The organism is Actinomadura sp. NPDC023710, assembly GCF_040639875.1.
Taxonomy (GTDB): domain Bacteria; phylum Actinomycetota; class Actinomycetes; order Streptosporangiales; family Streptosporangiaceae; genus Spirillospora; species Spirillospora citrea.
Window position 1 is genome coordinate 157,622 of the sequence record NZ_JBFAGB010000014.1, and the last position, 22,831, is coordinate 180,452.

Sequence of the window (22,831 nt, forward strand, 5' to 3'; positions counted from 1 at the left end):
ACACGTTAGCAGCCGGTCCCGCCTGCCCGACACCCGGCACCGTCCACGTCTTCGCAGGTGAGAGGGGTCACATTCGGGGGCGCTCGGGAGAGCCCCGGCCGCCCGTCCGGCCCGCCGCGCCCCCGTCCGCACGGGCCGGACGCGATCCGGACGGCCCGGATCGAGTCCTGCGGATTCGACCGCTTTTTTCCAATCAGCTTGACCTGGGGCCCTACCCGTTTTACCGTCACTGTCCGTAACCATCCCTGGAGACAGAGTCCTGAGGCCCCCTGGCTTCGCGAATCTGTCTCCCCCCGGTGACAAGCCGGGGTCCGACGACGACGAAAGTGAGCCTGGGGGGCCGCAGAATGCCGTCTGAATATGCAAAGGCTCTCGGCGCGCGACTGCGCGCCATCCGCACCCAGCAGGGCCTGTCCCTGCACGGTGTGGAGGAGAAGTCACGCGGCCGCTGGAAGGCCGTCGTCGTGGGTTCGTACGAGCGGGGCGACCGCGCCGTCACCGTTCAGAAGCTGGCCGAGCTCGCCGATTTCTACGGCGTGCCGGTTTCCGAGTTGCTGCCCGGCGGAGCCGCGCCGAGCCCGCTCGGGCCTACACCCAAGCTCGTTATCGATCTTGAGCGGTTGCAGCAGCTTCCGAAAGACAAGGCCGGTCCTCTCGCCCGCTACGCCGCGACGATCCAGAGCCAGCGGGGCGACTACAACGGAAAGGTCCTGTCCATCCGTCAGGAGGACTTGCGTTCACTCGCGGTCATCTATGACAAGTCCCCGACCGAGCTCACCGAAGAGCTGATCGGCTGGGGCGTCCTCGACCCGGAGGCGCGCCGCGCCGTCGAGTCGTTCTGATTCACCGCCTCTCACCGCACCACCCGATTCACCGCACGACCGTGACGGGGTCCGGCACCGCGCCGGGCCCCGTTCCGTGTTCGCGCCTGCGCCCCGGGCGCGGGACGAGCAGGGCCAGCGGGAGGACGGCCGCCGTGACCGCGGCGCTCACCGCGAACCCGGCGGAGAACCCGCCCTCACCGGGGACCGCGACGACGATGACCGCGCTGACCTGCGTCCCGAGGGACGCGCCGACGGTGCGGAGCAGCGTGTTGATGCCGGTGGCCACGCCGGTCTCCTCCGGCGGCACGGCGGCGACCACCAGGGTCGCCACGGCGGCGTAGGCGAAGCCCAGGCCGATGCCCCGCGCCAGGCCGCCGACGTAGAGGTGCCACATGGCGCCGTGCTCGAACGCCACGAACGCGTAGCCGAGGCCGGTCATCACCGCGCCGCCGAGCAGCACCGTGCGGGAGCCGACGCGCCGGTCGAGCAGGCCCGCCGTCATGCCCGCGACGGTCATCCCGACGCTGGCGGGGAGCTGGAGCAGCGCCGCCTGCGTGGCCGTCCCGCCGAAGCCGTACCCGGTGTCCTCCGGGAGCTGGACGAGCAGAGGGAACAGCAGGCCGCCCGCCATCAGCGCATAGCCCGACAGAAGCGAGGCGGCGTTCGCCGTCCATACCCCGCGCACCCGCATGAGGCGCAGGTCGATCAGGGGCTCGGAGACGCGGCCCTCCACCCACAGCCAGGCGCCGGCCCCCGCGAGCGCGAGCGCGAGCAGCCCGAGGACGCCGGGGGACGTCCAGCCCCAGTCCATCCCCTCGGTGAGGGCGGTCAGCGCGGCCACGAGCCAGGCGGCGAAGAGGACGGCGCCCCACCAGTCGACGCGCGCCGCCGCGCGGGACGACCCGTCGCGGCGTCCGGCCGGAACGATCCACCAGGCGAGGACGACGCCGGGCACCAGGCCGATGACGGGCAGCCACAGCAGCCACCGCCAGCCGAGGAGGTCGATGATCGGACCGGCCAGGCACCACGACACGGCGCCGCCGAGGCCCAGCATGGACGACATGAGGCCGACGGCGGGGGCCCGCCGGGCGGGCGGCAGGACGTCCCGGATGATCGTGTACGCCAGCGGGAAGACGCCGCCGCCGACGCCGCCGAGGACGCGCCCCGCGAGCATGACCGGCACCGTTGCGGCCAGCGCCGCGACGACCGTCCCGGCGGTGGCGACGGCGAGCACGCAGAGCAGCACGCGGCGCGCCCCGTACAGGTCGCCGAGCCGTCCGACCACCGGCGTGGCGACGGCCGCGGACAGCGTCATCGCCGTGAGCGCCCACGCCGCTCCCGCCGGGGTCGTGTGCAGGCCGTGCTGGATCTGCGGCAGCGCGGGCGTCACCACGGCCATCGAGAGCGAGTACGCCATCACGCCGAGGAAGGCCAGCAGCGGCACCAGCCCCCGCCCGCCCCGCCCCGCCACCGTGCCCTCCTGAAGTTCGCTCCCCTAACAATCTCATACCGGGACGAACCACCCTCCTCCCCCCTGTGGGGGACCCGGTTCGGCCTCCGGCGGGAGGACCGGCCGCGCCCCGGGCGGACATGCTCGTCCGCATGACCGTGCTCTCCCGTCCCGCCCGCGCCGCGCGACCGGCGGTGCGGCCCGCCCCCCGATGGGCGCACCTGGCCGCGCACACGATCACCCTGCTCGCGCTGCCGTCCGGCATCTGGCGGCTCGGCCTCGCCCTGGGCCTCCACCTCGGATACACCGAGGAGGGCTACCGGACGGTCTGCCCGCCCGGCTTCTGGGGACCCGGCTACCTGGTCCTGCTCGCCGTCCTCAGCGAGGGCGCCGCCCTGTCGGCCCTCGGACTCGTGCAGCGCTGGGGCGAGGTGGTCCCCCGCTGGATCCCGGTCATCGGCGGCCGGACCATCGCGCCCTCGGCGGTCCTGATCCCCGCGTGGGCCGGTGTAGCCGTCCTCGCCGTGCTGTGGACGCCCTTGGCGGCCTGGTGGAGCATGCCGGGCGACGACATGACCCCGGCCGGCCACACCGTGGTCGGGTTCCTCTACCTCCCCCTCGTGGCCTGGGCCCCGCTCCTCGCCGCCCTGGCCGTCGCCTATCGGCGCCGCCGCCGACGCGAGCCCGCGCGCGTCACCAGCCCATGATCGTCCCATTGCCCCGCAGGGCCTCGACGCGCTCGGCGGACAGGGCCAGGACGTCCCGGAGCACCTCGTCCGTGTGCTCGCCGAGGGTCGGGGCCGGGACCGGGGGCGGGGACGTCTCACCGAGCCGCACGGGCGAGCCCGGGGCCAGGTGCGGGCCCACGCCCGGCTGGTCGAGCGGTGCCATGAGCGGCTCGTCCCGCAGCCCGGCGGCCACCTCCGCGAAGTCGCGGTAGCGCGACCACAGGACGGACGTCCGCCGCAGGCCGTCCGCGACCTGCTCGCAGGTGCGGCGGGCGAACCAGGACGCGAGCACGCCGCCGAGCGCCCCGCGGTGGGCGTGGCGGTCGCCGGCGCGGCGGAAGTCGGCGCCCAGGGCGCGTTCGAGGGCCTCGACCACCTCGCCGAGACCGGTCGCCTCCACCAGGTCGCGCCAGTGCCGGGCGGTGAGGATCGCGACCATGACCCGTCCGTCGGACGTGGCGAAGTCGCGACCGAAGTCGCCGAAGAGGTGATTGCCCAGGCGCGCTCTGGGCTCGCCGAGCTGAGCCTCTGCGAGGTAGCCGAGGTTCCCCGCGGTGGCCAGGGCGACGTCCTGGAGCGCGACCTGGATCCGCCGGCCCTCTCCGGTGCGCGACCGGTGCCGTTCCGCCGCCAGCAGCCCGACGGCCATGTAGAGGCCGCACGCCACGTCCCACGCGGGCAGCGCGTGGTTGACGGGCGCCTCCAGGTCCGCGGGCCCCGTGATCGACGGGAAGCCCATGGCGGCGTTCACCGTGTAGTCGACGGCGTTGCCGCCTTCCCGCGTCCCCTGGAGCCGGACGTGGATCAGGTCGGGCCGCGCGGCCTTCAGCTCCTCGTAGGACAACCCTGGCCGCGGCGGCGCGTTGGTCAGGACGACACCGCCCTCCGCGACGAGCGCGGCGACCAGTTCGCGGCCTTCGGGCGAGCGCAGGTCGAGGGCGACCGATCGCTTGCCCTTGTTCAGCCCGGCCCAGTACAGGCTCCGGCCGGACGGCGCGAGCGGCCACCGGTCGATGTCGGGCCCGCCGCCGATCTGGTCCACGCGGATGACGTCCGCGCCGAGCTGCGCCAGGGTCATCCCGCCCAGCGGCGTCGCGACGAAGCTGGACAACTCGACGACGCGCATCCCGTCCAGCGGCAGTAGGTCGGTCATCCGGCCATGTCTACCAACCGGCCCTCGCCCGCGCGGGGACCGGGGTGAGACCGCGCCGGAGGGGCCGGCTCGGGGGGTCGCGGCCCCGCCGGCGCGATCGGTCCGGCCGCCGGAGGGGGACGCCGCTCCCATGGCGGGGCGGCGTCCCGGCCTCCGGCGGGGGCCGGCCCGGGGAGGGGGACGGCCTCCGGGGTGGCTCAGCCGGCTTCGGGGACGGGGAGCGTAGGCTGCCCGTCGACTCCGAGGGTGTCCTCGACGAGGGTGACGAAGACCTCGGCGTCGTGCAGGAGCTCCTCCGCGTCCCGCGGGGTGACGGCGCGCGGCAGGCCCGCCTCGGCGGCGGCGCGCTTGTCGGCGCCGGCGGCGAAGAAGGCGGCCCACTCGCGCAGCGCGGGCTCGGCCTCGGGCAGCAGCACCCAGACGCTGCGCGGACGGCCGCGGCGGTGGGTCTCCAAAGGCTCCTTGGACGCCAGGACCGCGGCGGCCGCGCGCAGCGCCGCCAGGTGGGCGCACACGTAGCGGACGGCGGGCGAGGTGGCCTCGGCCGCCTCGGCGAGGCCCATGCGGGCGGCGTGCAACTGCCCGACGGCCGTGTGCGCCGGACGCGGCGCGGGCATCGGCCGGTGGCGTGGGCGAGGACTGGGGGACGGGACGGACTGGGCTGCGGAGTGGACTCCGCGTGCGGTCATCGTTCCGGACATGTCTGCCTCCTTCCGGGGCTCGGGCCGGCCGGGCGGAGAGCTTCCCCTCACTCCGCCCGGCCGTCCGTCCCGCCGAAACACCGCGATCGGCGGGGACGTCGCCCTGGCGCGGGCCGCGAGTCCCGCACCACATCGAACATAAGTTCGACGCGCTTCACAGTAAACCGCCCTGACGGCGATTCGTCAACGTGTTCGAACGCGTGTCGTATCCCGCAGGTCAGCGGGGTTGACAGCGGCCCGGACGCGGCTCCCGCGCGGAGGCTAGCGAGGCCGCCTGACATGCACGGGGACGCCCGTGCCGACCTCGTCCGGGAAGTACCGGGCGATGTGCATCGGCATGCGGACGCAGCCGTGCGAGGCGGGGTGCATGGGCACGTCCAGGGCGCCGTGGAACGCGATGCCGCCGTTGAAGTAGATGGGGTTGTAGAGCTGCCCCAGCGGCGAGGTCTCCCAGCCGGAGGCGCGGCGTCCCGTCCGGAAGTCGCCCGTGCCGGTCGTGGCGTAGCGGCAGCGCGCGACGGTCGCGCCCCGGTCCTTGGCGCAGTAGTACTCCCCCGAACCCGACGACACGTGCGTGATGAGCCGCGGGCTGCCGCTCTTGTAGAGGACGAGGTACTGGCGCTTCAGATCCACGTCGACGCGGTTCTTCTCGCGCTTCTTGGCCACCGGCCGCGGCTCCTTGGGAGCGTCCAGGGCCTTCCAGAACGAGGCGGAGAGGGTGCTCTTCTGCTTGAGGCGGTTCACCGCCTGGAACGCCCACACGGCCGTCTGCGTGGACGGCCCGTACTTCCCGTCCGCTTTTCCGGGGTCGTAGTGCAATGCCTTGAGGCGCCGCTGGAGCGCCTGGACGTCGGGCCCCTTGGCGCCCGGTTTCAGTTTGCGGTGCCCGGGGCTCGGTGTGGGCGTCGCCGGCGCCTTGGACGGCGTCCCCTTCGGCGCCTCCTCCGACGGGGCGGACCCCGCCGCGTCGATGTCGTTGCAGCCCGTCAGGACGACGGCCCCGATCAGCAGAACCGCGCTCTTCCGCACGTCGATCGCTCTCCCTCGCATGCACTGACCTTAAAGTTCTACCCATGCATCCGAATGCCGAAATCGTCGCGAAGGCTCTGCTCGACCTGGGCGCGACGGGAGCGATCGTCGAGCTGCCCGACTCCGCGAGGACGGCGCAGGCCGCGGCCGAGCAGCTCGGCTGCGAGGTCGGCGCGATCGCCAACAGCCTGGTGTTCGACGCCGACGGGTCGCCGCTGCTGGTGATGACCAGCGGCGCGCACCGCGTCGACACGGTGAAGGTCGCGGCGCTGGTGGGCGCGGCGAAGGTGCGGCGGGCGTCGCCGGAGTTCGTCCGGGAGGCGACCGGCCAGCCGATCGGGGGCGTCGCGCCGGTCGGCCATCCGGAGCCGATCCGCACGCTGGTGGACATCTGGCTGGAAAGGTACGACGAGGTGTGGGCGGCGGGCGGGCACCCGCACACCGTCTTCCCCACGTCGTACGGCGAACTGCTGAGGATCACCGGGGGAGCCCCGGCGGAGGTGGAGTGATGGAACTCTGGCACAACCCGCGCTGCTCGAAGAGCCGCGCCGCCAAGGCCGCGCTGGACGAGGCCGGCGTGCGGTACACCGAGCGCCGCTACCTGGACGAGCCGCCCACGGCGCAGGAGCTGGACGAGGTCCTCACCCGGATCGGCGCCGAGCCGTGGGACGTGGCGCGGCTGAACGAGCCGGTCGCCAAGGAGCTCGGGCTCAGGGACCTCGAACGCGACCGGGCCCGCTGGATCGAGGTCATGGTGGCGAACCCGGTGCTGATCCAGCGTCCGATCGTCGTGGCGGACGAGACCGCCGTCGTGGCGCGCGATGCCGAATCGGTGGGCAGGGCACTCGACAGCCAGTGACACCAGTGTGATTCTGGGGAGTCGGGAAACGGCGAAGGACGAGCACCGGAGGGGTGATGGCGACGCAGATGCGGACGGGTCCGGCGGCGCGCGACCCGGAGTTCCGGGGGATCGACCCGCCCGCGCTCAACCAGGTCATCAGGCAGCTCCAGGACGCGCAGAACGCGATCCAGGGGTGGCTGAACGGCCATCGCCCGCCGCCCGGCGTCTCCACGGCCGGGTACAGGCAGGCCGACGAGGTGGCGCGGTGGGCCGCCGAGCAGCTCGGGATGCTGACGCGCCGGTACAACTTCGCGGTCACGCATCCCTCCCCTGGCGGTGGCATCGACATGCCGCCGGCGCCCACCCCGGCTCCGGTGCCGCGCAAGACCGGCGGCGGCCCGGTGGGGACGCCGCGCCCGGTGAAGGCGCCGCCGCACCGGACCTCGCCCCCGAAGGCGGCGCCGCGGCCGACCCCGCACGGCGCCGGCGATCTCGGCAGCTTCCCCGACCGGCCGGCCGCCGCCCGGGCCGCCAAGGCCGACGCACTGGCCGCGGCGGCGTCCGTCCAGCACGGCCGCCCCGTCCCGGACCCGGTGTGGAGACACCTGGAGGCCAACGCCGGCGACCCCGACTACACCGAGAAGCTGTACGAGCGTCTCGGCCCGGCGGGCGCCGCCGGTCTGCTGAAGGCCGCCCAGGGGGACAAGGCGAGGCTGGAGGCCGTGCAGCAGTCCCTCGGCACGTCCAGCCACCATCTGACGATGGACGTGAGATGGCTGCGCGCCTTCCTGGCCGGGGCCGACCACGCCGGGGTCCGTCCCGTCGCCGTCCAGGTGCTCCTGGGGGCCGACATGAGCGGCCGCACGCGCGAGGCCATCGCCAGGCTCGACCTGCACCCGTCCACCGCCACCGCCTGAGAGGTCGCCATGGCCGCTCCACCGCCTCCCGGCAGCCTGCCCCCGCCGATCACGGGCGCCGCTTCGGCGCGGCTGTCGCCCGCCGAGCAGCCGAATCCGGAGTACCAGCAGCTCTACCAGGCGTACGCGGACGCCTACGGCAGCATCGACCGGCTCCGCCAGGCACTGGACGGGCCCGTGAAGTCGCTCGGCGGGACGGACGCGTGGCTCGGCCCGGAGGCGCGCGAGTGGGGCGGGCAGCTGGACGCCAACCGCGGAACGCTGCGGAAGGCCGCCGACCGGATCCTCTGGGACCTCTACGATCGGCTTTCCGTCACCCAGCGGACCGTCACGCGGGTCTAGTCTCTGTCGGGTGAGGGACCCGAAGCTGCGCGAGATCGACGAACGTGCCTTCCTACGCAGGCTGAGCCCCATGCTGGACGTGTACGCGGCCGCGATGGAGCCGCCGAACGAGCAGCTCCCGGGCCGGCACACCATCATGGAGCGGCATGCCTCGTATCCGGGGTTCCGCGCGTGCGTGGTCGAGCGGCGCGGAGCGCTGCCCGTCATGCCGGCGCCCGTCCAGGGGTTCGCCTACGGATTCCACGGGGCGCGCGGCCAGTGGTGGCACGACGTCGTCCACCAGGCGCTGTCCGACCGGGAGGGGCCCGAGCACGCCGACTCGTGGCTGGAGAACGCCTTCGAGGTCGCCGAACTGCACGTCCATCCGCAGGCGCAGGGCAAGGGCCTCGGCCGGGCCCTGCTCACCGCGCTCTGCAACGGGCGGCCGGAGCGGACGGTCGTGCTGTCGACGCTCGACAGGAGGCCGGACACCCCGGCGCGCACCCTCTACCGTTCGGTCGGCATGGTCGACCTGCTGACCGACTTCGAGTTCCCGGGCGGCGGACCCCGCTACGCGGTGATGGGCGGGACGCTGCCCCTGGCGCCGTACCCGGCGCCGTCCAGCAGCGAGTAGACCTCGCGCGTCGCCGTGGACTGGTTGAACGTGATGAAGTGGATGCCCGGCGCGCCCTGGTCGAGCAGTTCGCAGCACAGCTCGGCCGCGTGCTCGATGCCGAGCCGGCGGACGGCCTCCGGGTCGTCGGCGACGGCCTCGAAGCGTGCCCTGACCTCGGGCGGGAACGGCGCGCCCGACAGCTGCTCGGACCGCTCGATCGTGCTGAGCCGGGTGACCGGCATGATGCCGGGCAGGATCGGCACGTCGCAGCCGGCGGCGTCGACGCGGTCGCGCAGCCGGAAGTAGTCCTCGGCGCGGAAGAACATCTGGGTGATCGCGTAGTCGGCGCCGGCCCGGCACTTGGCCACGAAGTGGCGGGTGTCGCTCTCGATGTCGCGCGAGCGCGGGTGCTTGTAGGGGAACGCGGCGACGCCGACGCTGAAGTCGCCGTAGGAGCGGATCATCCGGACCAGCTCGGCGGCGTACTCCACGCCGTCCGGGTGCTTGACCCACTCCCCCATCGGGTCGCCGGGCGGGTCGCCGCGCAGCGCCAGGACGTTGCGGACGCCGACGGCGGCGAACCGGCCGATCAGGTTGCGGAGCTCGGCCTGCGAGTGGTTCACGGCGGTGAAGTGCGCGACCGGCGTGAGGGTGGTGTCGGTGGCGATGCGCTCGACGATGTCGACGGTCGTGTCGCGGGTGCCGCCGCCCGCGCCGTAGGTGACGGACACGAACGTCGGGTGCAGGGACTCCAGCTCGCGGATCGTACGCCACAGGTTCCGCGCGCCCTTGTCGGTCTTGGGCGGGAAGAACTCGAACGAGAACGAGCGCTCGCCCGAAGCGAGCAGTTCTCGGACGGTGGGGGGCCTGTCGGGGCGTACGCGTCGCATTCCCCAAGCCTACAGAAGCGCCGCCCGGGCGGACCGGAACAGAGGGCAGCGGAGGGCGGCGGAGGGCACCGCCCGGGGCCGCCGATCCGCGTGATGCTCGCCACACCCAACATGCGTTATGTCCATATTTCTGAAGATCTAGTGACATCACACGCTCGTGATGGAGGGTGGAAAGCACCCAGGTGGATACGATCTCGGCATGTCGACCACCCGGATCCGCAAGGAGGTCGACGAGGCGCTGCTGGCCTTCGTCGACCTCCGGCGCCCCGCGCTGCGCGCCATCAGCGAGGACCTCGCACCGCTGCTGTCGGCCCTGGACGCCCTGCTCGGCGGCGGGAAGCGGCTGCGGCCGGCGTTCTGCTACTGGGGGTGGCGCGCGGCGGGCGGCGAGGACGGGCCCGGCATCGTGGCCGCCGCCGCGTCCCTGGAGCTGCTCCAGGCGAGCGCGCTGATCCACGACGACGTGATGGACTCCAGCGACACCCGGCGCGGCCAGCCGTCCGCCCACCGGCGCTTCGAGGCGCTGCACCGCGCGCAGGCGTGGCCGGGCGACGCCGAGTCCTTCGGCGGGGGCGCCGCCATCCTGCTCGGCGACCTGTGCCTGGCCTGGTCGGGCGAGATGTTCGAGACCTCCGGGCTGGACGGCGCGAGCAGGCTGCGCGGCCGGGCGGTCTACGACCTCATGCGCACCGAGGTCATGTGCGGCCAGTACCTCGACATGCTGGAGGGGGCGCGCCGCCAGGCGAACGTCGCGACGGCGCTGCGCGTGGTGGAGTACAAGAGCGCCAAGTACACGATCGAGCGCCCGCTGCACCTCGGCGCGGCCCTGGCCGGGGCCCGTCCCGACGTGGCGGCCGCGCTCACCGGCTACGGTCTGCCGCTCGGCATCGCCTTCCAGCTCCGCGACGACGTGCTCGGCGTGTTCGGCGACCCGGCCGAGACCGGCAAGCCCGCCGGCGACGACCTGCGCGAGGGCAAGCGGACCGTCCTGGTCGCCCTCACCTTGGAACGTGCCTCCGCGGCCCAGGCCGCGGCGCTGGAGCGCCGCCTCGGCGACCCGGCGCTGGACCGCCCCGGCGTGGACGAGCTGCGCGCCATCATCGAGGAGACCGGGGGCCTCGCCGCGTGCGAGGCCATGATCGAGCGCTACCTGCGCGAGGCGGAGAAGGCCCTGCGGGCGGCCCCCGTCACCGCCGGCGCCCGGGAGGCGCTGGCGGAGCTCGCGGTGGCGGCCACCACGCGCAACACGTGAGGCCGCCGTCGCACGCGCCTCCCGTGACACGATTCGGCCAACTTTCCCCGGCGCACTAGAACTTTCCCACTGATTGGTGGCAGAAATGTCGCCATGTGCGCCGACACCTCAGGAGACCGCGTCCCGCGCTTCGACCCGCTCCCCGAGGAGGAGTGGGACGACGTGGTCAGGGCCGTGACCGAGACGATCGGGCCCCTCAACGTCATCACCACGCTCGCCCGGCACCCGGAGCTGTTCCGGTCGTGGATCGGGTTCGGCTCGATGCTGCTGATGAACGGGACGCTGGGCGCCCGCGACCGCGAGCTGGCGATCCTGCGCACGGCGCACCACCGGTCCTGCGCGTACGAGTGGGACCACCACCGCCGGGTCGCGCTGGACGCGGGGCTCACCGAGGACGAGATCGCCGCGCTCCGCGAGGATCCGAACGGGCACGGCTGGAGCGACGACGACCGCATGGTGCTGGCGGCCGCGGACGAGCTGCACGAGCGCGGCACGGTCAGCGACGCGACGTGGACGGAGCTGGCCACGCGCTTCGGGGAGCACGAGCTGATCGAGCTGGTGATGCTGATCGGCCACTACCACATGGTCGCCTTCACGCTGAACGCCCTGCGCGTCCAGAACGAGGATGACGGCCGGCACGAGGATCAGGTTCCGCGCGAGGAGGGGGCGGGCGGATGAGGCCGGGACGCGGGCTGCCGGCGGCGCTCGCGGTCGCCTCCGCGCTGGCCCTGACGGCGGTGGTGACCGCGGCGTCCGCGCCCGGCGAGGCGCGGGCGGCGGCCGGGCGCTGCGGCGACCCGGCCCGGCGGCCGTGGTGCGACGCCGCGCTGGCGCCCGACCGGCGGGCGGCGCTGCTGCTGCCGCGGATGACCGACGACGAGAAGATCTCGATGCTCGCGTCGGACGATCCGCTCGGCGGGCCGCTCGGCGGTTTCTCCGAGAACGCGCACGCCGACACCGCCGACGGGATCGACCGGCTCGGCATCCCGCCGGTCCGCATGGCCGACGGCCCGGCCGGCGTCCGGCAGGGCACGGCGACGGCGCTGCCCGCGCCGATCGCGCTCGCGGCGGCCTTCGACCCGGAGGCGGCCCGGCTGTACGGCGGGACGGTCGCGTGGGAGGCCAGGCACCGGGGCAACGACCTGGTCTTCGGCCCGACCGTGGACGTCCTGCGCACGCCCCGCAACGGCCGGACGTTCGAGGGGTTCGGCGAGGACCCCTACCTGTCGGCGACCCTCGGCGTGCCGTGGATCCGGGGCGCGCAGGCGCAGGGCGTGATGACCTCGGTCAAGCACATGGCCGTCTACACGCAGGAGACCGACCGGCTGTCGCTCGGCATGAACGTCGACCCGCGCACGCTCCGCGAGATCTACCTGCCGCCGTTCGAGGCCGCGGTGAAGGACGCGGGCACCGCGACGGTGATGTGCGGGTTCGGCAAGCTGAACGGCCGGTGGGCCTGCCAGGACGACGCCGTCCTCAACGGGATCCTCCGGTCGGAGTGGGGGTTCACGGGGTTCGTCCCGTCCGACCACACCGCCGTGCAGGACGCCGCCGGCGCCGCCAACGGCGGGCTGGACATGGAACTGCCCTTCGGCATGAAGTACAACGCGTTCCTGCTGAAGCTGGCCGTCGCGCAGAAGAAGGTCACGCAGGCCGCCATCGACGCACACGTGCGCGCCGTCCTGCGGACGATGTTCAGGTTCGGGGTGTTCGACCGGCAGGCGTATCCCAACGACCTCGGCCGCGCCGACCGGACGGCGAGCCGGAACGCCGCCCGGGTCGTCGAGGAGGGCGGGATCACGCTGCTGAAGAACGACGGCGTCCTCCCGCTCCGGGCCCCGGGGTCGATCGCGCTGATCGGGCGGGCCGCGCGGCAGAGCCCGAGCGGCTTCGGCTCGGCGAAGGTCGTCCCGTTCGCGACCGTGAGCGCGCAGGACGGCCTCTCCCGCCGCGCGGGCTCCGGAACCAGGGTGACCTACCACGACGGCGACGACCGCGGGGGCGCCGCCGACACTGCCCGCGCCGCCGACCTCGCCATCGTGTTCGCGACCGACAGCCAGGGCGAGTTCTTCGACAAGTCGTGCCTGACGCTGCGATGCGGTGAGCCGCTCAGGGGCGACCAGGACGGGCTGATCTCCGAGGTCGCCAAGGCCAATCCCAACACGGTCGTCGTGCTGAACACGGGCGGGCCCGTGCTGACGCCCTGGGCGGGACAGGTGAGGGGCATCGTCGAGGCCTGGTATCCGGGTCAGGAAGCGGGGGACGCCTTGGCCCGCGTCCTGTACGGGGACGTGGACCCCGGCGGACGGCTTCCCGTGACGTTCCCCGCCAACGAGAACGACGCGCCCGTGTCCGGGAATCCGGCGCAGTACCCCGGTCTCGACAAGAACACCACGTTCTCCGAGGGGGTCATGGTCGGCTACCGGCACTACGACGCGAAGGGCATCGCGCCCCGGTTCCCGTTCGGGCACGGCCTGTCCTACACCACGTTCGCCTACAGCGGGCTGGTCGCGACCTCCAAGTCCGTGCAGCTGACCGTCACCAACACCGGTCGACGAGCCGGGGTCGCCGTGCCGCAGCTGTACATCGGCATGCCCTCGCCGGGCGCGGAGGTCCCGCAACCGCCCAAGCAGCTCAAGGGATACGCCAAGGTCGCCCTTGCGCCCGGGCGGAGCGCGAAGGTGACGTTCCCGCTGTCGTCGCGCTCGTTCGCCTACTGGAACGAGGAGGCGAAGGCGTGGAAGGTCGCCGCCGGCTGCTACAAGATCATGGTGGGCGAGTCGTCCCGGCGGATCGTCGGCTCCGCGGCACTCGGGGCGTGCCGCTGACGGAGAAGATCCCGGTTCCCCTGCCCCACGTTCCGATTACGCGGTACAAATGGGGAGATCTTCGTCCGCCCCCGCCGAGTCGGAGTCCCCAGTGCCGCACGACACCTCCCGCGGGAGGACGGACCCCCATCCCCCGCGATCCTCTTCTCCCCGCCCCGGCCGCGCCGCCCGCGCCGGCCAGCCCCACGGCGCGCACGCCGGCCGCCCGGCCAAGGCGCACCCGGGGCCGGGCCGCGTCCCGGCCCGGCCCGCGCACGGCCGCGACCACCGGGCCGGCGCCCCGCTCGGCCCCGACGACCCGTGCGGCCTCGGCGCCTACACGCTGCTCGGGCGGCTCGGCGAGGGCGGCCAGGGCGTCGTCTACCTCGGCCGGGACGGCGACGGCGATCTCGTCACCGTCAAGCTGCTGCGCGGCGGCGTGGCGGCCGGCCAGCGGGCGCGCAGCCGCTTCGCCAAGGAGGCGGACGCGGCCCTGCGGGTGTCCGGGCGGCACACCGCGCGCGTCCTGGACGCCGACATGACCGGCGACCGCCCCTACATCGTCAGCGAGTTCGTCGAGGGGCCCTCGCTCCAGCACGTCGTCGCCGACCACGGCCCGCTCGCCCCGCCGCGGCTCCGCAAGCTCGCGCTGCGGACCGCCGCCGCGCTGGCGGCGATCCACCGCGCCGGGATCGTGCACCGCGACTTCAAGCCCGGCAACGTGCTGCTCGGCCCGGACGGCGCCAAGGTCATCGACTTCGGCATCGCCCGCACCGCCGACGCGACCCCGCTGACCACCGGCCCGGTCGGGACGCCCGCCTACATGGCGCCCGAGCAGATCGAGGACGAGCCGGTCGGGCCGCCCGCCGACGTGTTCGCGTGGGGCGCCGCGATGGTGTTCGCCGCGACCGGGCGCCCGCCGTTCGGCACCGGGCCGAGCGCGGCCGTCATGCGGCGCGTGACGTCCCGCAAGCCCGACCTCGGCGACATGCAGGGCCCGCTGCGCGAACTCGCGGCCCGCTGCCTGGACAAGAACCCCGCCGCGCGCCCGACCGCGTCGCAGATCGTCCGGGCGCTGCGCGAGGGTCAGGCCCCGGCGCCGAAGCCGCGCCCGACGCGGATCCCGCGCTACCGGTGGCGGATGATGGTCGCGCTCGGCGCCGTCGTGGCGGCCGGGTTCCTCCTCGGCGTCCTGACCTGACCCGGGCGGCCGCTCACCAGTGCGGCGGCCGGTCCTCCAGCAGGCGCGCGTCGTCGTCGCCGGTACGCCACTCGCCCCAGCCGGCGTCGGTGTCGTCGGACGTCTGGTCCGGCAGGACGTCCAGGTCGTCGTCCAGGTCGACCGTGCGGTCGTCGTCAGGTCCCACGCTCATGATCCCCATTGTCGGCGACGGGGCCGCGGCCCGCACCGTGATCCGCGTCAAACCGTGCGGTCAGCCGGTGCCGAGCGGCCGGGCGGCCAGCCGGCGCGCGAACCGCGCCGCGGCGGCGCCCGGATCGTCGGCCTCGGTGATCGCCCGGACCACCACGACGCGCTCCGCGCCCGCGGCGAGGACCTCGTCCAGGTTGCCGAGGTCGATGCCGCCGATCGCGAACCAGGGCCGCGCGACGCGCTGCGCCGCGACGTACTCCAGCAGCTTCGGGCCGGGGGCGGGGCGGCCGGGCTTGGTCGGCGTGGGCCACACCGGGCCCGCGCAGAAGTAGTCGGCGCCGGGCTCGGCGGCCGCCGCCGACGCCTGCTCGCCGGAGTGCGTCGACCGGCCGATCAGCATGTCGCCGCCGACGATCTCGCGGGCGGCGGGCACCGGCAGGTCGTCCTGGCCGAGGTGCAGCACGTCGGCGCCGACCGCGTGCGCGATGTCGGCCCGGTCGTTGACGGCCAGCAGCGCCCCGTGCCGCTCGCACGCCGCCCGGAACACCTCCAGGTAGGCCGTCTCCTGCCGGGCCTCCAGGCCCTTCTGGCGGAGCTGGACGAGGTCGACGCCGCCCGCGAGCACGGCGTCGAGGAAGGCCGGCAGGTCACCCTGGCGCTCGCGCGCGTCCGTGCAGAGGTAGAGGCGGGCTCGGCTCAGCCGGGCGCGCAGCGCGACGGCGCGCTCGGTGGGGAGGTGCCTGGACACGGCCGGGGACGTCCTTTCCACAGGTGATCACGGAGTCGCGCGCGCGGTGACCCGCCGCGCGCGACCCCGCGATCGTGTCACGTGCGTCGTGCGCCGCCGGCGGCGGCCTAGAAGGCGAGCGCCTGGGCGCGGCGGCGGACCTCGGTCCCCCGGTTCTCGGTGAGCGCGTCCACCGGCGTCCCCGGCAGCGTGTCGTCGGCCGTGAACAGCCACCGGATCGTCTCGGCGTCGTCGAAGCCGGCGTCCGACAGGAGGGTCAGGGTACCGGGAAGACCCTTGATGACCTGGCCGTCCTTGATGAAGGCCGCGGGCACCATCGGCTCCCCGCCGCGGCGCACCGCGAGGATGCGGTGCTCGTGGATGAGCTGCTTGATCCGGTTGGGCCTGATCCCGAGTCTCTCGGCGGTCTCCCCGAGGGTGAGCCACTCGCCGGCCAGGGCGTCGGTGCGGGGGTCCAGTGCGCTGTCAACGGTTGCGTGCATCTGCGTCACGCCCCCTTGCTACCACGCCTTCGGAAGACTCAAACCCGCTGCGCAGCCGTTACGTCCCCGCCGATCGCTCTGCGCGAACAGCCTGCCGGACGGGGACGTCCGGGTCGGCGATCGCCTCCGGATCCACCGGCGTCCCGGCGGCGATCACACGCCTCGCCTGCACCAGGTCGCGGGGCCGGCCGACGGTGAGGATCGCGTCGAGGCGGTCGCCGGTCAGCCACGCCACCGCCCACCTGGGGTCGGACGGGTCGCCCCTGCGCACGAGCCGCTCGGACGCCGAGTGGTCGCCCGCGTACTGGACCATGCGCCCGAACTGCTCCGACCAGAAGTACGGGGCGGCGTCGTACACGGCGTCCCGGCCGAGGAGGGCCGCGGCGGCGACCTCGGGGGCGTTCAGCGCGGTGTCCCAGTGCTCGACGAGGAGCCGCCGCCCGTAGCGGTGCGACCACCAGGCGGCGCAGTCGCCGACCGCCACGACGTCCGGGCGCGGCGCCCCGGTGTCCTCCTCGCCCATGTAGGTCCGGAACGAGCCGTCGGTGACGACGCCGCGCTCCAGCAGCAGCCCGGAGCCCTCCAGCCACGACAGGACGGGCCGCACCCCGACGCCGACGACCACCTCGTCGGCGTCGACGCGGCCGCCGCCGGCGAGGGCGAGGCCCCCGTCGCGCACCTCCGCGACCTTGACCCCGGTCCGCAGTTCGACGCCGGCCTCGGCATACCAGGGGGCGGTGAGCGCGCCGACCTCGGGCCCGATCGCGCCCGCCAGCGGGGTGTCGGCCGCCTCCACGACGGTGACCGCGCAGCCCCGGCGGGCCGCGGTGGTCGCGACCTCGGCGCCGATCCAGCCCGCCCCGACGATCACGATGCGGGCGCCCGCGGTGAGCCGGGCGCGCAGGTCGCGCGCCTCGTCGATCGTGCGCAGCACGTGCTGGCGTCCCTCCCCCGGCAGCGTGATCGGGGCGGCGCCGGTCGCGATCACGAGCCCGTCGAAGCGCAGGTCGCCCGCCGTGGACTCCACCGTTCCGCCCCGTCCGGGCTCGTCCAGCCGCAGGCCGGTGGCGCGCTCGCCGAGCAGCAGCTCGCAGCGCAGCGCGTCCCAGTCGGCGTCGACGGTCGTGTCGTCGGACTCGCCCGCGAGGACGGCCTTCGACAGCGGCGGCCGGTCGTAGGGCCGGTGCCGCTCCGCCGACACGAGGGTCAGCGCGCCCTCGTACCCCTTGCTCCGCAGGGCTTCCACGGCGCGCACGCCGGCCAGCCCGCCACCCACGACGATGACCCTCTCCATGAAGGTCACCCTAACGGGCGGCGATCCGGGGATGGACAGGTGTCCAGGCAGTTGCCCGGTTCGCCGAGGTCGTAAGGTGGGGGCAGCAGAACAGCACAGAGCGCGGGAGTCCGGTGCGACCGGGCTGAGAGGGCGGCTGAACGGGCCGCCGACCGCCACGACCTGATCCGGATCATGCCGGCGAAGGGAGCGCGCATGCAGATCGTCATCATCGGCGCCGGGGTGATCGGCCTGGCCACCGCCTGGCGCACCGCCGCCGGCGGCGCCGCCGTGACGCTCGTCGATCCCGCGCCCGCGTCCGGGGCGTCCTCCGTGGCGGCGGGCATGCTCACCCCGGTCAGCGAGCTGACCTACGGCGAGGAGCCGCTGCTGCGGCTCGGCCTCGCCTCCCGCGACCGGTACGGCGCCTTCGTCGCCGAACTGGAGGAGCTGACCGGCCTGGAGACCGGCTACCGCACCGACGGGATCCTCGAGGTCGCCTTCGACTCCGACGACCTGCGGCACCTGGACGACCTGCGCCGCTTCCAGGAGGACCTGGGCATCCCCGCCGAGGCGCTCACCGGCCGCGAGTGCCGGCGGCTGGAGCCGATGCTCGCGCCCGGCGTGCGCGGCGGCCTGCTCGCCCCCGAGGACGGCTCGGTCGACCCCCGCCGGCTCGCCCCGGCGCTGCTGGCGGCGTGCGAGCGGCTGGGGGTCCGGCTCGTCCGGCGGCGGGCCGAGCGCGTCGTCGTCGAGAACGGCGCCGCCGCCGGCGTGGGCCTGGACGACGGCACCGTGATCCGCGCGGACCGGGTGCTGCTGGCCGCGGGGCCGTGGTCGGGCGACCTCGGCGGCCTGCCTCCCGGGACCGTTCCACCCGTCCGCCCGGTCAAGGGCCAGGTGATCCGGCTGCGCACCCGCGCGCCGTTCCTGCGGCGGGCGACCCGCGGCCTCGTCCGGGGGTCGTCGGTCTACCTGGTGCCGCGTGCGGACGGGGAGATCGTCCTCGGCGCCACGCAGGAGGAGCTGGGCTTCGACACGCGCGTCACCGCCGGCGGGCTGTGGGAGCTGCTGCGCGACGCCCGCGAGCTGCTGCCCGGCATCACCGAGCTGGAGTTCGCGGAGGTCTGCGCCGGGCTGCGGCCCGGCTCCCCCGACAACGCGCCCGTGATGGGCCCGACCGCGCTGCCCGGGCTGCTCGTGGGCACCGGGCACTTCCGCAACGGCATCCTGCTCACGCCGGTGAGCGCCGACATCCTGTCCGCGATGCTGCTGGACGGGCCCGTCCCCGAGGTCGCCGGGCCGTTCGCCCCCGACCGCTTCTCCCCCGAGGTGAGCGCATGAAAGTGATCGTCAACGGTGAGGCGCGCGAGCTGCCCGACGGCGTGAGCGTGGCCGAGGTCGTCGCGTCCGTCACGGCCGTCGCGACGGGCGTGGCGGCGGCGCTGAACGACGAGGTCGTCCGGCGCGCGGAGTGGGAGGCCACGCCCCTGCGGGACGCCGACCGCATCGAAGTGCTGACCGCGGTCCAGGGAGGTTGAGGATGGACACCGGAAAAGCGGGCCCCGGAGAAGCGGGCACCGACGGGCTGGTCATCGCGGGCGAGGAGCTGGGCTCGCGGCTGATCATGGGAACGGGCGGGGCGCCGAGCATGGCGGTGCTGCGCGAGGCGCTGACCGCGTCCGGGACGGCGCTCACCACGGTCGCGATGCGCAGGGTGGACCCGTCCGCCCGCGGCTCGGTGCTGGACGTGCTGACCGAGTGCGGCATCCGGGTGCTGCCGAACACCGCCGGCTGCTTCACCGCGGGCGAGGCCGTCCTGACCGCCAAGCTCGCCCGGGAGGCGCTCGGGACGAACTGGGTCAAGCTAGAGGTGATCGCCGACGAGCGCACGCTGCTGCCCGACCCGATCGAGCTGGTCGAGGCCGCCGAGCAGCTCGTCGACGACGGCTTCGTCGTCCTGCCCTACACCAGTGACGACCCGGTCCTGGCGCACCGGCTGGAGCAGATCGGCTGCGCGGCCGTGATGCCGCTCGGCTCCCCGATCGGGTCGGGCCTCGGCATCCGCAACCCGCACAACATCGAGCTGATCGTCGAGCGCGCGACCGTCCCGGTGATCCTGGACGCGGGGCTCGGCACGGCGTCCGACGCGGCCCTGGCCATGGAGCTCGGCTGCGACGCCGTGCTCCTCGCGACCGCCGTCACCCGCGCGCAGTCCCCGGCGCGGATGGCCGCCGCGATGCGGCACGCGGTCGAGGGCGGGCGGCTCGCGCGGCTCGCCGGGCGCATCCCCAAGCGCCGCTACGCCCAGGCGTCCTCCCCGTTCGACGGACTCGCGACCTCGTAGCGATGCTAAAGATCCACCTGTAGAAGATTTCGCTGGACCTGAAAAGTCACGCGCCATCAGACTGGGCATACCGGGGCGCAACCCCACAGAACGCTTCGGTGTTGATGGAAACGTCCTCTCCCTAAGGTGCGTGACATGCAGCAGGACAGCGGCGCGCGCGCCGGCAAGCTCGCGGTGGCGGCGGCGACGGTCACGGTGGTGTTCTGGGCCTCGGCCTTCGTCGCCATCCGCAGTGCGGGCGCCGAGTACAGTCCCGGCGCCCTCGCCCTCGGCCGCCTCCTTTCCGGGACGGTCGTGCTGGGGACGATCTGGCTCGTCCGGGGCGGGGGCCTGCCGCCCAAGGCCGCCTGGCCCGGCATCGTCACCGCCGGCGTCCTGTGGTTCGGCGCCTACATGGTCGTGCTGAACTGGGGCGAGCAGCTGGTGGACGCGGGCACCGCCGCCCTCGTCGTCAACATCGGGCCGATCCTCATCGCGCTCCTCGGCGGCTGGCTGCTGAAGGAGGGCCTGTCGTCCCGGCTGATGCTCGGCATGGCCGTGTCGTTCGCCGGCGCCGCCGTCGTCGGACTGTCGATGTCGGGCGACGGACGCTCGTCCGTCGGCGGGGTGCTGCTCTGCCTGGCCGCCGCCGTCACCTACGCGGCGGGCGTCGTCGCCCAGAAGCCGGCCTTGAGGCACGCGTCGGCGCTGCAGTTCACCACGTTCTCCTGCGCGATCGGCGCGGTCGCCTGCCTGCCGTTCTCCGGGCAGCTCGTCTCGCAGGCCGCGGACGCCTCCGCGGGCGCCACCCTCAACATGGTCTATCTGGGCGTCTTCCCGACCGCGGTCGCCTTCACGACCTGGGGATACGCCCTGGCCCGCACGACCGCCGGGAAGATGGGCGCCACCACCTACGCCGCGCCCGCCCTCGTGGTGGGGATGTCGTGGCTGTTCCTCGACGAGGTCCCCGGGCTGGTCACCCTCGGCGGCGGGCTGCTGTGCCTCGCCGGCGTGGCCGTCTCCCGCAGCACGCGGACGCTGCGCCGCCGCGTCCCGCCCGTCACGCCCGAACCGGGCGCCCCGGAGGTGTCACCCTCCGGGCTCATCGATGCTCATACTCGCGACTGATGAGATCCATGCGGATTCGCCCGTAAACTCGCACCGATGGACACGACGGTTGCAGATCCTCTCGTCGGGCGGGTGCTCGACGGGCGCTACCGCATTGAGTCCCGCATCGCGCGCGGGGGCATGGCCACGGTCTACCTCGCGCGCGACCTCAGGCTCGACCGCATCATCGCGATCAAGGTGATGCACGCCGGACTCGCCTCCGACGAGGACTTCGTCGCCCGCTTCATCGGCGAGGCCAAGGCCGCCGCGGCGCTGTCCCACCCCAACGTCGTCGCCGTCTACGACCAGCGCACCGACGGCGAGCACGTCTTCCTGGTGATGGAGTACGTCGCCGGCCGCACCCTGCGCGACGCGCTGAACTCGCTCGGGCGCCTCGGCCCCCGCGCCGCGCTGGAGATCATGCAGCCGGTGCTGGCCGCGCTCGGCGCCGCGCACCGGGCCGGGCTCGTGCACCGCGACGTCAAGCCCGAGAACGTGCTGATCACCGAGGACGGCCAGGTCAAGGTCGCCGACTTCGGCCTCGCGCGGGCCGAGACAGCCAGCAAGATGACCAAGACCGGCATGATCATCGGGACGGTCGGCTACCTGGCGCCCGAACAGGTGCTGTCCGGCAACGCCGACGTCCGCTCCGACGTCTACGCCGCCGGGATCATGCTGTTCGAACTGATCACCGGGCGGCTGCCGCACCAGGGCGACACCCCCCTGGCGGTCGCCTACAAGCACGTGAACGAGACGGTGCCGCCGCCGTCCGGCGTCGTCCCCGGCATCCCCCCGCAGGTGGACGCCCTGGTCACCGACGCCACGAGCCACGACCCGGTGCGCCGCCCGCAGGACGCGAACCAGTACCTGGCCGAGGTCACCGAGGTGTTCGGCGGCCTGCCCCGCGACTTCGACCGCCGCGTCGAGGAGGCGTCCCGCAACGCGACGAGCGTCCTGGAGGCCCCGCCCGCCCACGGCCGCACCGCCGTCATGGACGCCGAGACCCTGGCGCCCGAGTACGCCGCCCGCCCCACCAGGGCCGACCGCGCCATCGGGGCCCTGACCGGCCGCTACGTCCTGATCGCCATCGGCCTGATCGCGGCGGTCATCCTCGGCTGGGCCGTCTGGTACCAGACGTCCGGCCAGTACGAGCACGTCCCGTCCTCGATCATCGGGATGAAGGTCGCCGACGCCCGCGACCAGCTGGAGTCCGACGGCCTGGACGTGCGCACCGCCAAGGCGGTCTACAGCGACCGCGTCCACAAGGGCGGCGTCGCCAAGTCCGACCCGCCCGCAGGGGCCCGCCTCGCCAAGGGCCAGACGGTCACGCTCACGCCCTCCCGGGGCATCACGCCCCGCGAGGTGCCCGACGTCGGGGGCAAGTCCCTCGCCGACGCCAAGAAGGCCCTGGAGGACAAGGGCTTCACCGTCGGCCGGACGAGCACCACCCCCTCGCAGACCGTCTCCAAGGGCGACGTCATCAGCACCGACCCGGACGCCGGCGAGAAGCAGTCCCCCGACGAGCGCGTCTCCATCGTCGTCTCCACGGGGATGTCGATGCCCGGCCTCGTCGGCCAGAACGGCGACACCGCAGCCAACCAGCTGCGCTCCATGGGCCTGGACGTCACCGTCAAGAAGAAGCAGGCGGACGGCAAGGACCCCGACACGGTGATCGAGCAGGACCCGTCCGAGGGCACCGGCGTCTCCCGCGGGGACAAGGTCACCATCGTCGTCAACAAGCGCGACTGCATCGTCGACGCGGGCCCCTTCCAGTTCGGCTGCGACGACGGCGACGGCAACCAGAACGTCCCCGTCCCGGACCTCACCGGCCGCCGCGTCAACGACGCCAGGAGCGCGCTGGAGGACTCCGGCTTCCGCGTGAACGTGACGGGCTTCGGCGGCAACGTCGTCCGCTTCCAGTCGCCCAACAGCGGCGAGGCCCCGCGCGGCTCCACCATCACGATCGTCCGGGGCCCCTGACCGGCTAGTCTGAA

Annotated in this window: 25 protein-coding genes and 1 riboswitch; of the genes, 16 read left to right on the forward strand and 9 right to left on the reverse strand. The window is 74.0% G+C overall.

Going from position 1 to position 22,831, the window contains the following annotated elements:
• The first annotated feature begins 347 nt into the window (after positions 1 to 347).
• Positions 348 to 842, forward strand: a complete 495-nt coding sequence (locus AB0H37_RS18425) for a transcriptional regulator (protein ID WP_021597992.1) — start codon at positions 348 to 350, stop codon at positions 840 to 842.
• Between the two features lie 28 nt (positions 843 to 870).
• On the opposite strand, the gene AB0H37_RS18430 is transcribed toward AB0H37_RS18425, so the two are convergent.
• Complete coding sequence (locus AB0H37_RS18430; RefSeq protein ID WP_360613915.1) at positions 871 to 2,295, reverse strand: MFS transporter; 1,425 nt, start codon at positions 2,293 to 2,295, stop codon at positions 871 to 873.
• A 131-nt stretch (positions 2,296 to 2,426) separates the two neighbouring features.
• Between AB0H37_RS18430 and AB0H37_RS18435 the strand changes: the two genes are divergently transcribed.
• On the forward strand, positions 2,427 to 2,981 hold the full coding sequence (locus tag AB0H37_RS18435; RefSeq protein ID WP_360613917.1) for a hypothetical protein: 555 nt from the start codon (positions 2,427 to 2,429) through the stop codon (positions 2,979 to 2,981).
• On the opposite strand, the gene AB0H37_RS18440 is transcribed toward AB0H37_RS18435, so the two are convergent.
• From AB0H37_RS18440 to AB0H37_RS18450, 3 genes are all read right to left on the reverse strand, one after another.
• Positions 2,968 to 4,155: a CoA transferase gene (locus AB0H37_RS18440; RefSeq protein WP_329093272.1), complete on the reverse strand. Its 1,188-nt coding sequence runs from the start codon at positions 4,153 to 4,155 to the stop codon at positions 2,968 to 2,970. The two genes, AB0H37_RS18435 and AB0H37_RS18440, sit on opposite strands and share 14 nt — an antisense overlap.
• Before the next feature lie 197 nt (positions 4,156 to 4,352).
• Positions 4,353 to 4,856, reverse strand: a complete 504-nt coding sequence (locus AB0H37_RS18445; RefSeq protein ID WP_089312401.1) for an SAV_6107 family HEPN domain-containing protein — start codon at positions 4,854 to 4,856, stop codon at positions 4,353 to 4,355.
• 261 nt (positions 4,857 to 5,117) lie between these two features.
• Complete coding sequence (locus tag AB0H37_RS18450) at positions 5,118 to 5,906, reverse strand: L,D-transpeptidase family protein (RefSeq protein WP_329093274.1); 789 nt, start codon at positions 5,904 to 5,906, stop codon at positions 5,118 to 5,120.
• Positions 5,907 to 5,929: 23 nt separating this feature from the next.
• Between AB0H37_RS18450 and AB0H37_RS18455 the strand changes: the two genes are divergently transcribed.
• Genes AB0H37_RS18455 through AB0H37_RS18475 form a run of 5 tightly spaced genes read left to right on the forward strand, consistent with a single transcriptional unit; the run spans position 5,930 to position 8,598 of the window.
• Entirely contained in the window at positions 5,930 to 6,394 is a 465-nt protein-coding gene (locus AB0H37_RS18455; protein ID WP_360613919.1) for a YbaK/EbsC family protein, read from the forward strand.
• Positions 6,394 to 6,744 (forward strand): arsenate reductase family protein, encoded by a 351-nt coding sequence (locus AB0H37_RS18460; protein WP_360613921.1) that lies wholly within the window; start codon positions 6,394 to 6,396, stop codon positions 6,742 to 6,744. The genes AB0H37_RS18455 and AB0H37_RS18460 overlap by 1 nt, the downstream gene beginning before the upstream one ends.
• A gap of 56 nt (positions 6,745 to 6,800) precedes the next feature.
• Complete coding sequence (locus AB0H37_RS18465) at positions 6,801 to 7,643, forward strand: hypothetical protein (protein ID WP_360613923.1); 843 nt, start codon at positions 6,801 to 6,803, stop codon at positions 7,641 to 7,643.
• A 9-nt stretch (positions 7,644 to 7,652) separates the two neighbouring features.
• A complete protein-coding gene (locus tag AB0H37_RS18470; RefSeq protein WP_329093281.1) occupies positions 7,653 to 7,985 on the forward strand; it encodes a hypothetical protein in 333 nt (110 codons plus the stop codon).
• Between the two features lie 10 nt (positions 7,986 to 7,995).
• Positions 7,996 to 8,598: a GNAT family N-acetyltransferase gene (locus tag AB0H37_RS18475; protein WP_329093283.1), complete on the forward strand. Its 603-nt coding sequence runs from the start codon at positions 7,996 to 7,998 to the stop codon at positions 8,596 to 8,598.
• Here AB0H37_RS18475 and metF read toward each other — a convergent pair.
• The gene (metF, locus tag AB0H37_RS18480; protein ID WP_179833788.1) at positions 8,535 to 9,470 is read right to left on the reverse strand and encodes a methylenetetrahydrofolate reductase [NAD(P)H]; all 936 of its coding nucleotides are present in this window, start codon (positions 9,468 to 9,470) and stop codon (positions 8,535 to 8,537) included. The genes AB0H37_RS18475 and metF overlap by 64 nt on opposite strands.
• A 199-nt stretch (positions 9,471 to 9,669) precedes the next feature.
• Here metF and AB0H37_RS18485 point away from each other — a divergent pair, with 199 nt between their 5' ends.
• The 4 genes from AB0H37_RS18485 to AB0H37_RS18500 all read left to right on the forward strand — a co-directional run bounded on the left by AB0H37_RS18485 (position 9,670) and on the right by AB0H37_RS18500 (position 14,730).
• Positions 9,670 to 10,722 carry a polyprenyl synthetase family protein gene (locus AB0H37_RS18485; RefSeq protein ID WP_329093287.1) on the forward strand — a complete coding sequence of 351 codons (1,053 nt, stop codon included), beginning with the start codon at positions 9,670 to 9,672 and terminating at the stop codon, positions 10,720 to 10,722.
• A 93-nt stretch (positions 10,723 to 10,815) separates the two neighbouring features.
• Entirely contained in the window at positions 10,816 to 11,400 is a 585-nt protein-coding gene (locus tag AB0H37_RS18490) for a carboxymuconolactone decarboxylase family protein (RefSeq protein WP_360613926.1), read from the forward strand.
• Positions 11,397 to 13,550 (forward strand): glycoside hydrolase family 3 C-terminal domain-containing protein, encoded by a 2,154-nt coding sequence (locus tag AB0H37_RS18495; RefSeq protein ID WP_360613928.1) that lies wholly within the window; start codon positions 11,397 to 11,399, stop codon positions 13,548 to 13,550. The genes AB0H37_RS18490 and AB0H37_RS18495 overlap by 4 nt, the downstream gene beginning before the upstream one ends.
• 91 nt (positions 13,551 to 13,641) lie before the next feature.
• Positions 13,642 to 14,730, forward strand: coding sequence for a serine/threonine-protein kinase (locus AB0H37_RS18500; protein ID WP_329093292.1), 1,089 nt, complete (start codon positions 13,642 to 13,644; stop codon positions 14,728 to 14,730).
• A gap of 13 nt (positions 14,731 to 14,743) precedes the next feature.
• On the opposite strand, the gene AB0H37_RS18505 is transcribed toward AB0H37_RS18500, so the two are convergent.
• From AB0H37_RS18505 to AB0H37_RS18520, 4 genes are all read right to left on the reverse strand, one after another.
• Positions 14,744 to 14,902: a hypothetical protein gene (locus AB0H37_RS18505; protein ID WP_179278861.1), complete on the reverse strand. Its 159-nt coding sequence runs from the start codon at positions 14,900 to 14,902 to the stop codon at positions 14,744 to 14,746.
• Between the two features lie 60 nt (positions 14,903 to 14,962).
• The gene (thiE, locus tag AB0H37_RS18510) at positions 14,963 to 15,649 is read right to left on the reverse strand and encodes a thiamine phosphate synthase (protein WP_179833784.1); all 687 of its coding nucleotides are present in this window, start codon (positions 15,647 to 15,649) and stop codon (positions 14,963 to 14,965) included.
• Between the two features lie 107 nt (positions 15,650 to 15,756).
• Positions 15,757 to 16,131 (reverse strand): helix-turn-helix domain-containing protein, encoded by a 375-nt coding sequence (locus AB0H37_RS18515; protein ID WP_179833783.1) that lies wholly within the window; start codon positions 16,129 to 16,131, stop codon positions 15,757 to 15,759.
• A gap of 58 nt (positions 16,132 to 16,189) precedes the next feature.
• Positions 16,190 to 17,425, reverse strand: coding sequence for an FAD-dependent oxidoreductase (locus tag AB0H37_RS18520; protein ID WP_360613932.1), 1,236 nt, complete (start codon positions 17,423 to 17,425; stop codon positions 16,190 to 16,192).
• Positions 17,426 to 17,517: 92 nt separating this feature from the next.
• Positions 17,518 to 17,631: riboswitch (TPP riboswitch) on the forward strand.
• On the opposite strand from AB0H37_RS18520, the gene thiO reads away from it, so the two are divergent.
• From thiO to pknB, 5 genes are all read left to right on the forward strand, one after another.
• On the forward strand, positions 17,621 to 18,748 hold the full coding sequence (gene thiO, locus AB0H37_RS18525; RefSeq protein WP_360613933.1) for a glycine oxidase ThiO: 1,128 nt from the start codon (positions 17,621 to 17,623) through the stop codon (positions 18,746 to 18,748). It overlaps the preceding riboswitch by 11 nt.
• Positions 18,745 to 18,945 (forward strand): sulfur carrier protein ThiS, encoded by a 201-nt coding sequence (gene thiS / locus AB0H37_RS18530; protein ID WP_360613935.1) that lies wholly within the window; start codon positions 18,745 to 18,747, stop codon positions 18,943 to 18,945. The genes thiO and thiS overlap by 4 nt, the downstream gene beginning before the upstream one ends.
• 2 nt (positions 18,946 to 18,947) lie before the next feature.
• The gene (locus AB0H37_RS18535) at positions 18,948 to 19,751 is read left to right on the forward strand and encodes a thiazole synthase (protein WP_329093302.1); all 804 of its coding nucleotides are present in this window, start codon (positions 18,948 to 18,950) and stop codon (positions 19,749 to 19,751) included.
• Between the two features lie 135 nt (positions 19,752 to 19,886).
• Entirely contained in the window at positions 19,887 to 20,858 is a 972-nt protein-coding gene (locus AB0H37_RS18540; RefSeq protein ID WP_179833778.1) for a DMT family transporter, read from the forward strand.
• Between the two features lie 36 nt (positions 20,859 to 20,894).
• Positions 20,895 to 22,817, forward strand: a complete 1,923-nt coding sequence (gene pknB / locus AB0H37_RS18545; RefSeq protein WP_360613937.1) for a Stk1 family PASTA domain-containing Ser/Thr kinase — start codon at positions 20,895 to 20,897, stop codon at positions 22,815 to 22,817.
• Positions 22,818 to 22,831 lie beyond the last annotated feature (14 nt).

Bases quoted from the DNA above. Each gene is read 5' to 3' on its own strand.
- AB0H37_RS18425 (WP_021597992.1), top strand. From the start codon at position 348: ATGCCGTCTGAATATGCAAAGGCTCTCGGCGCGCGACTGCGCGCCATC.
- AB0H37_RS18435 (WP_360613917.1), top strand. From the start codon at position 2,427: ATGACCGTGCTCTCCCGTCCCGCCCGCGCCGCGCGACCGGCGGTGCGG.
- AB0H37_RS18440 (WP_329093272.1), bottom strand. From the start codon at position 4,155: ATGACCGACCTACTGCCGCTGGACGGGATGCGCGTCGTCGAGTTGTCC.
- AB0H37_RS18445 (WP_089312401.1), bottom strand. From the start codon at position 4,856: ATGTCCGGAACGATGACCGCACGCGGAGTCCACTCCGCAGCCCAGTCC.
- AB0H37_RS18450 (WP_329093274.1), bottom strand. From the start codon at position 5,906: ATGCGAGGGAGAGCGATCGACGTGCGGAAGAGCGCGGTTCTGCTGATC.
- AB0H37_RS18455 (WP_360613919.1), top strand. From the start codon at position 5,930: ATGCATCCGAATGCCGAAATCGTCGCGAAGGCTCTGCTCGACCTGGGC.
- AB0H37_RS18460 (WP_360613921.1), top strand. From the start codon at position 6,394: ATGGAACTCTGGCACAACCCGCGCTGCTCGAAGAGCCGCGCCGCCAAG.
- AB0H37_RS18465 (WP_360613923.1), top strand. From the start codon at position 6,801: ATGGCGACGCAGATGCGGACGGGTCCGGCGGCGCGCGACCCGGAGTTC.
- AB0H37_RS18470 (WP_329093281.1), top strand. From the start codon at position 7,653: ATGGCCGCTCCACCGCCTCCCGGCAGCCTGCCCCCGCCGATCACGGGC.
- metF (WP_179833788.1), bottom strand. From the start codon at position 9,470: ATGCGACGCGTACGCCCCGACAGGCCCCCCACCGTCCGAGAACTGCTC.
- AB0H37_RS18485 (WP_329093287.1), top strand. From the start codon at position 9,670: ATGTCGACCACCCGGATCCGCAAGGAGGTCGACGAGGCGCTGCTGGCC.
- AB0H37_RS18490 (WP_360613926.1), top strand. From the start codon at position 10,816: ATGTGCGCCGACACCTCAGGAGACCGCGTCCCGCGCTTCGACCCGCTC.
- AB0H37_RS18495 (WP_360613928.1), top strand. From the start codon at position 11,397: ATGAGGCCGGGACGCGGGCTGCCGGCGGCGCTCGCGGTCGCCTCCGCG.
- AB0H37_RS18505 (WP_179278861.1), bottom strand. From the start codon at position 14,902: ATGAGCGTGGGACCTGACGACGACCGCACGGTCGACCTGGACGACGAC.
- AB0H37_RS18515 (WP_179833783.1), bottom strand. From the start codon at position 16,131: ATGCACGCAACCGTTGACAGCGCACTGGACCCCCGCACCGACGCCCTG.
- AB0H37_RS18520 (WP_360613932.1), bottom strand. From the start codon at position 17,425: ATGGAGAGGGTCATCGTCGTGGGTGGCGGGCTGGCCGGCGTGCGCGCC.
- thiO (WP_360613933.1), top strand. From the start codon at position 17,621: ATGCAGATCGTCATCATCGGCGCCGGGGTGATCGGCCTGGCCACCGCC.
- thiS (WP_360613935.1), top strand. From the start codon at position 18,745: ATGAAAGTGATCGTCAACGGTGAGGCGCGCGAGCTGCCCGACGGCGTG.
- AB0H37_RS18535 (WP_329093302.1), top strand. From the start codon at position 18,948: ATGGACACCGGAAAAGCGGGCCCCGGAGAAGCGGGCACCGACGGGCTG.
- AB0H37_RS18540 (WP_179833778.1), top strand. From the start codon at position 19,887: ATGCAGCAGGACAGCGGCGCGCGCGCCGGCAAGCTCGCGGTGGCGGCG.
- pknB (WP_360613937.1), top strand. From the start codon at position 20,895: ATGGACACGACGGTTGCAGATCCTCTCGTCGGGCGGGTGCTCGACGGG.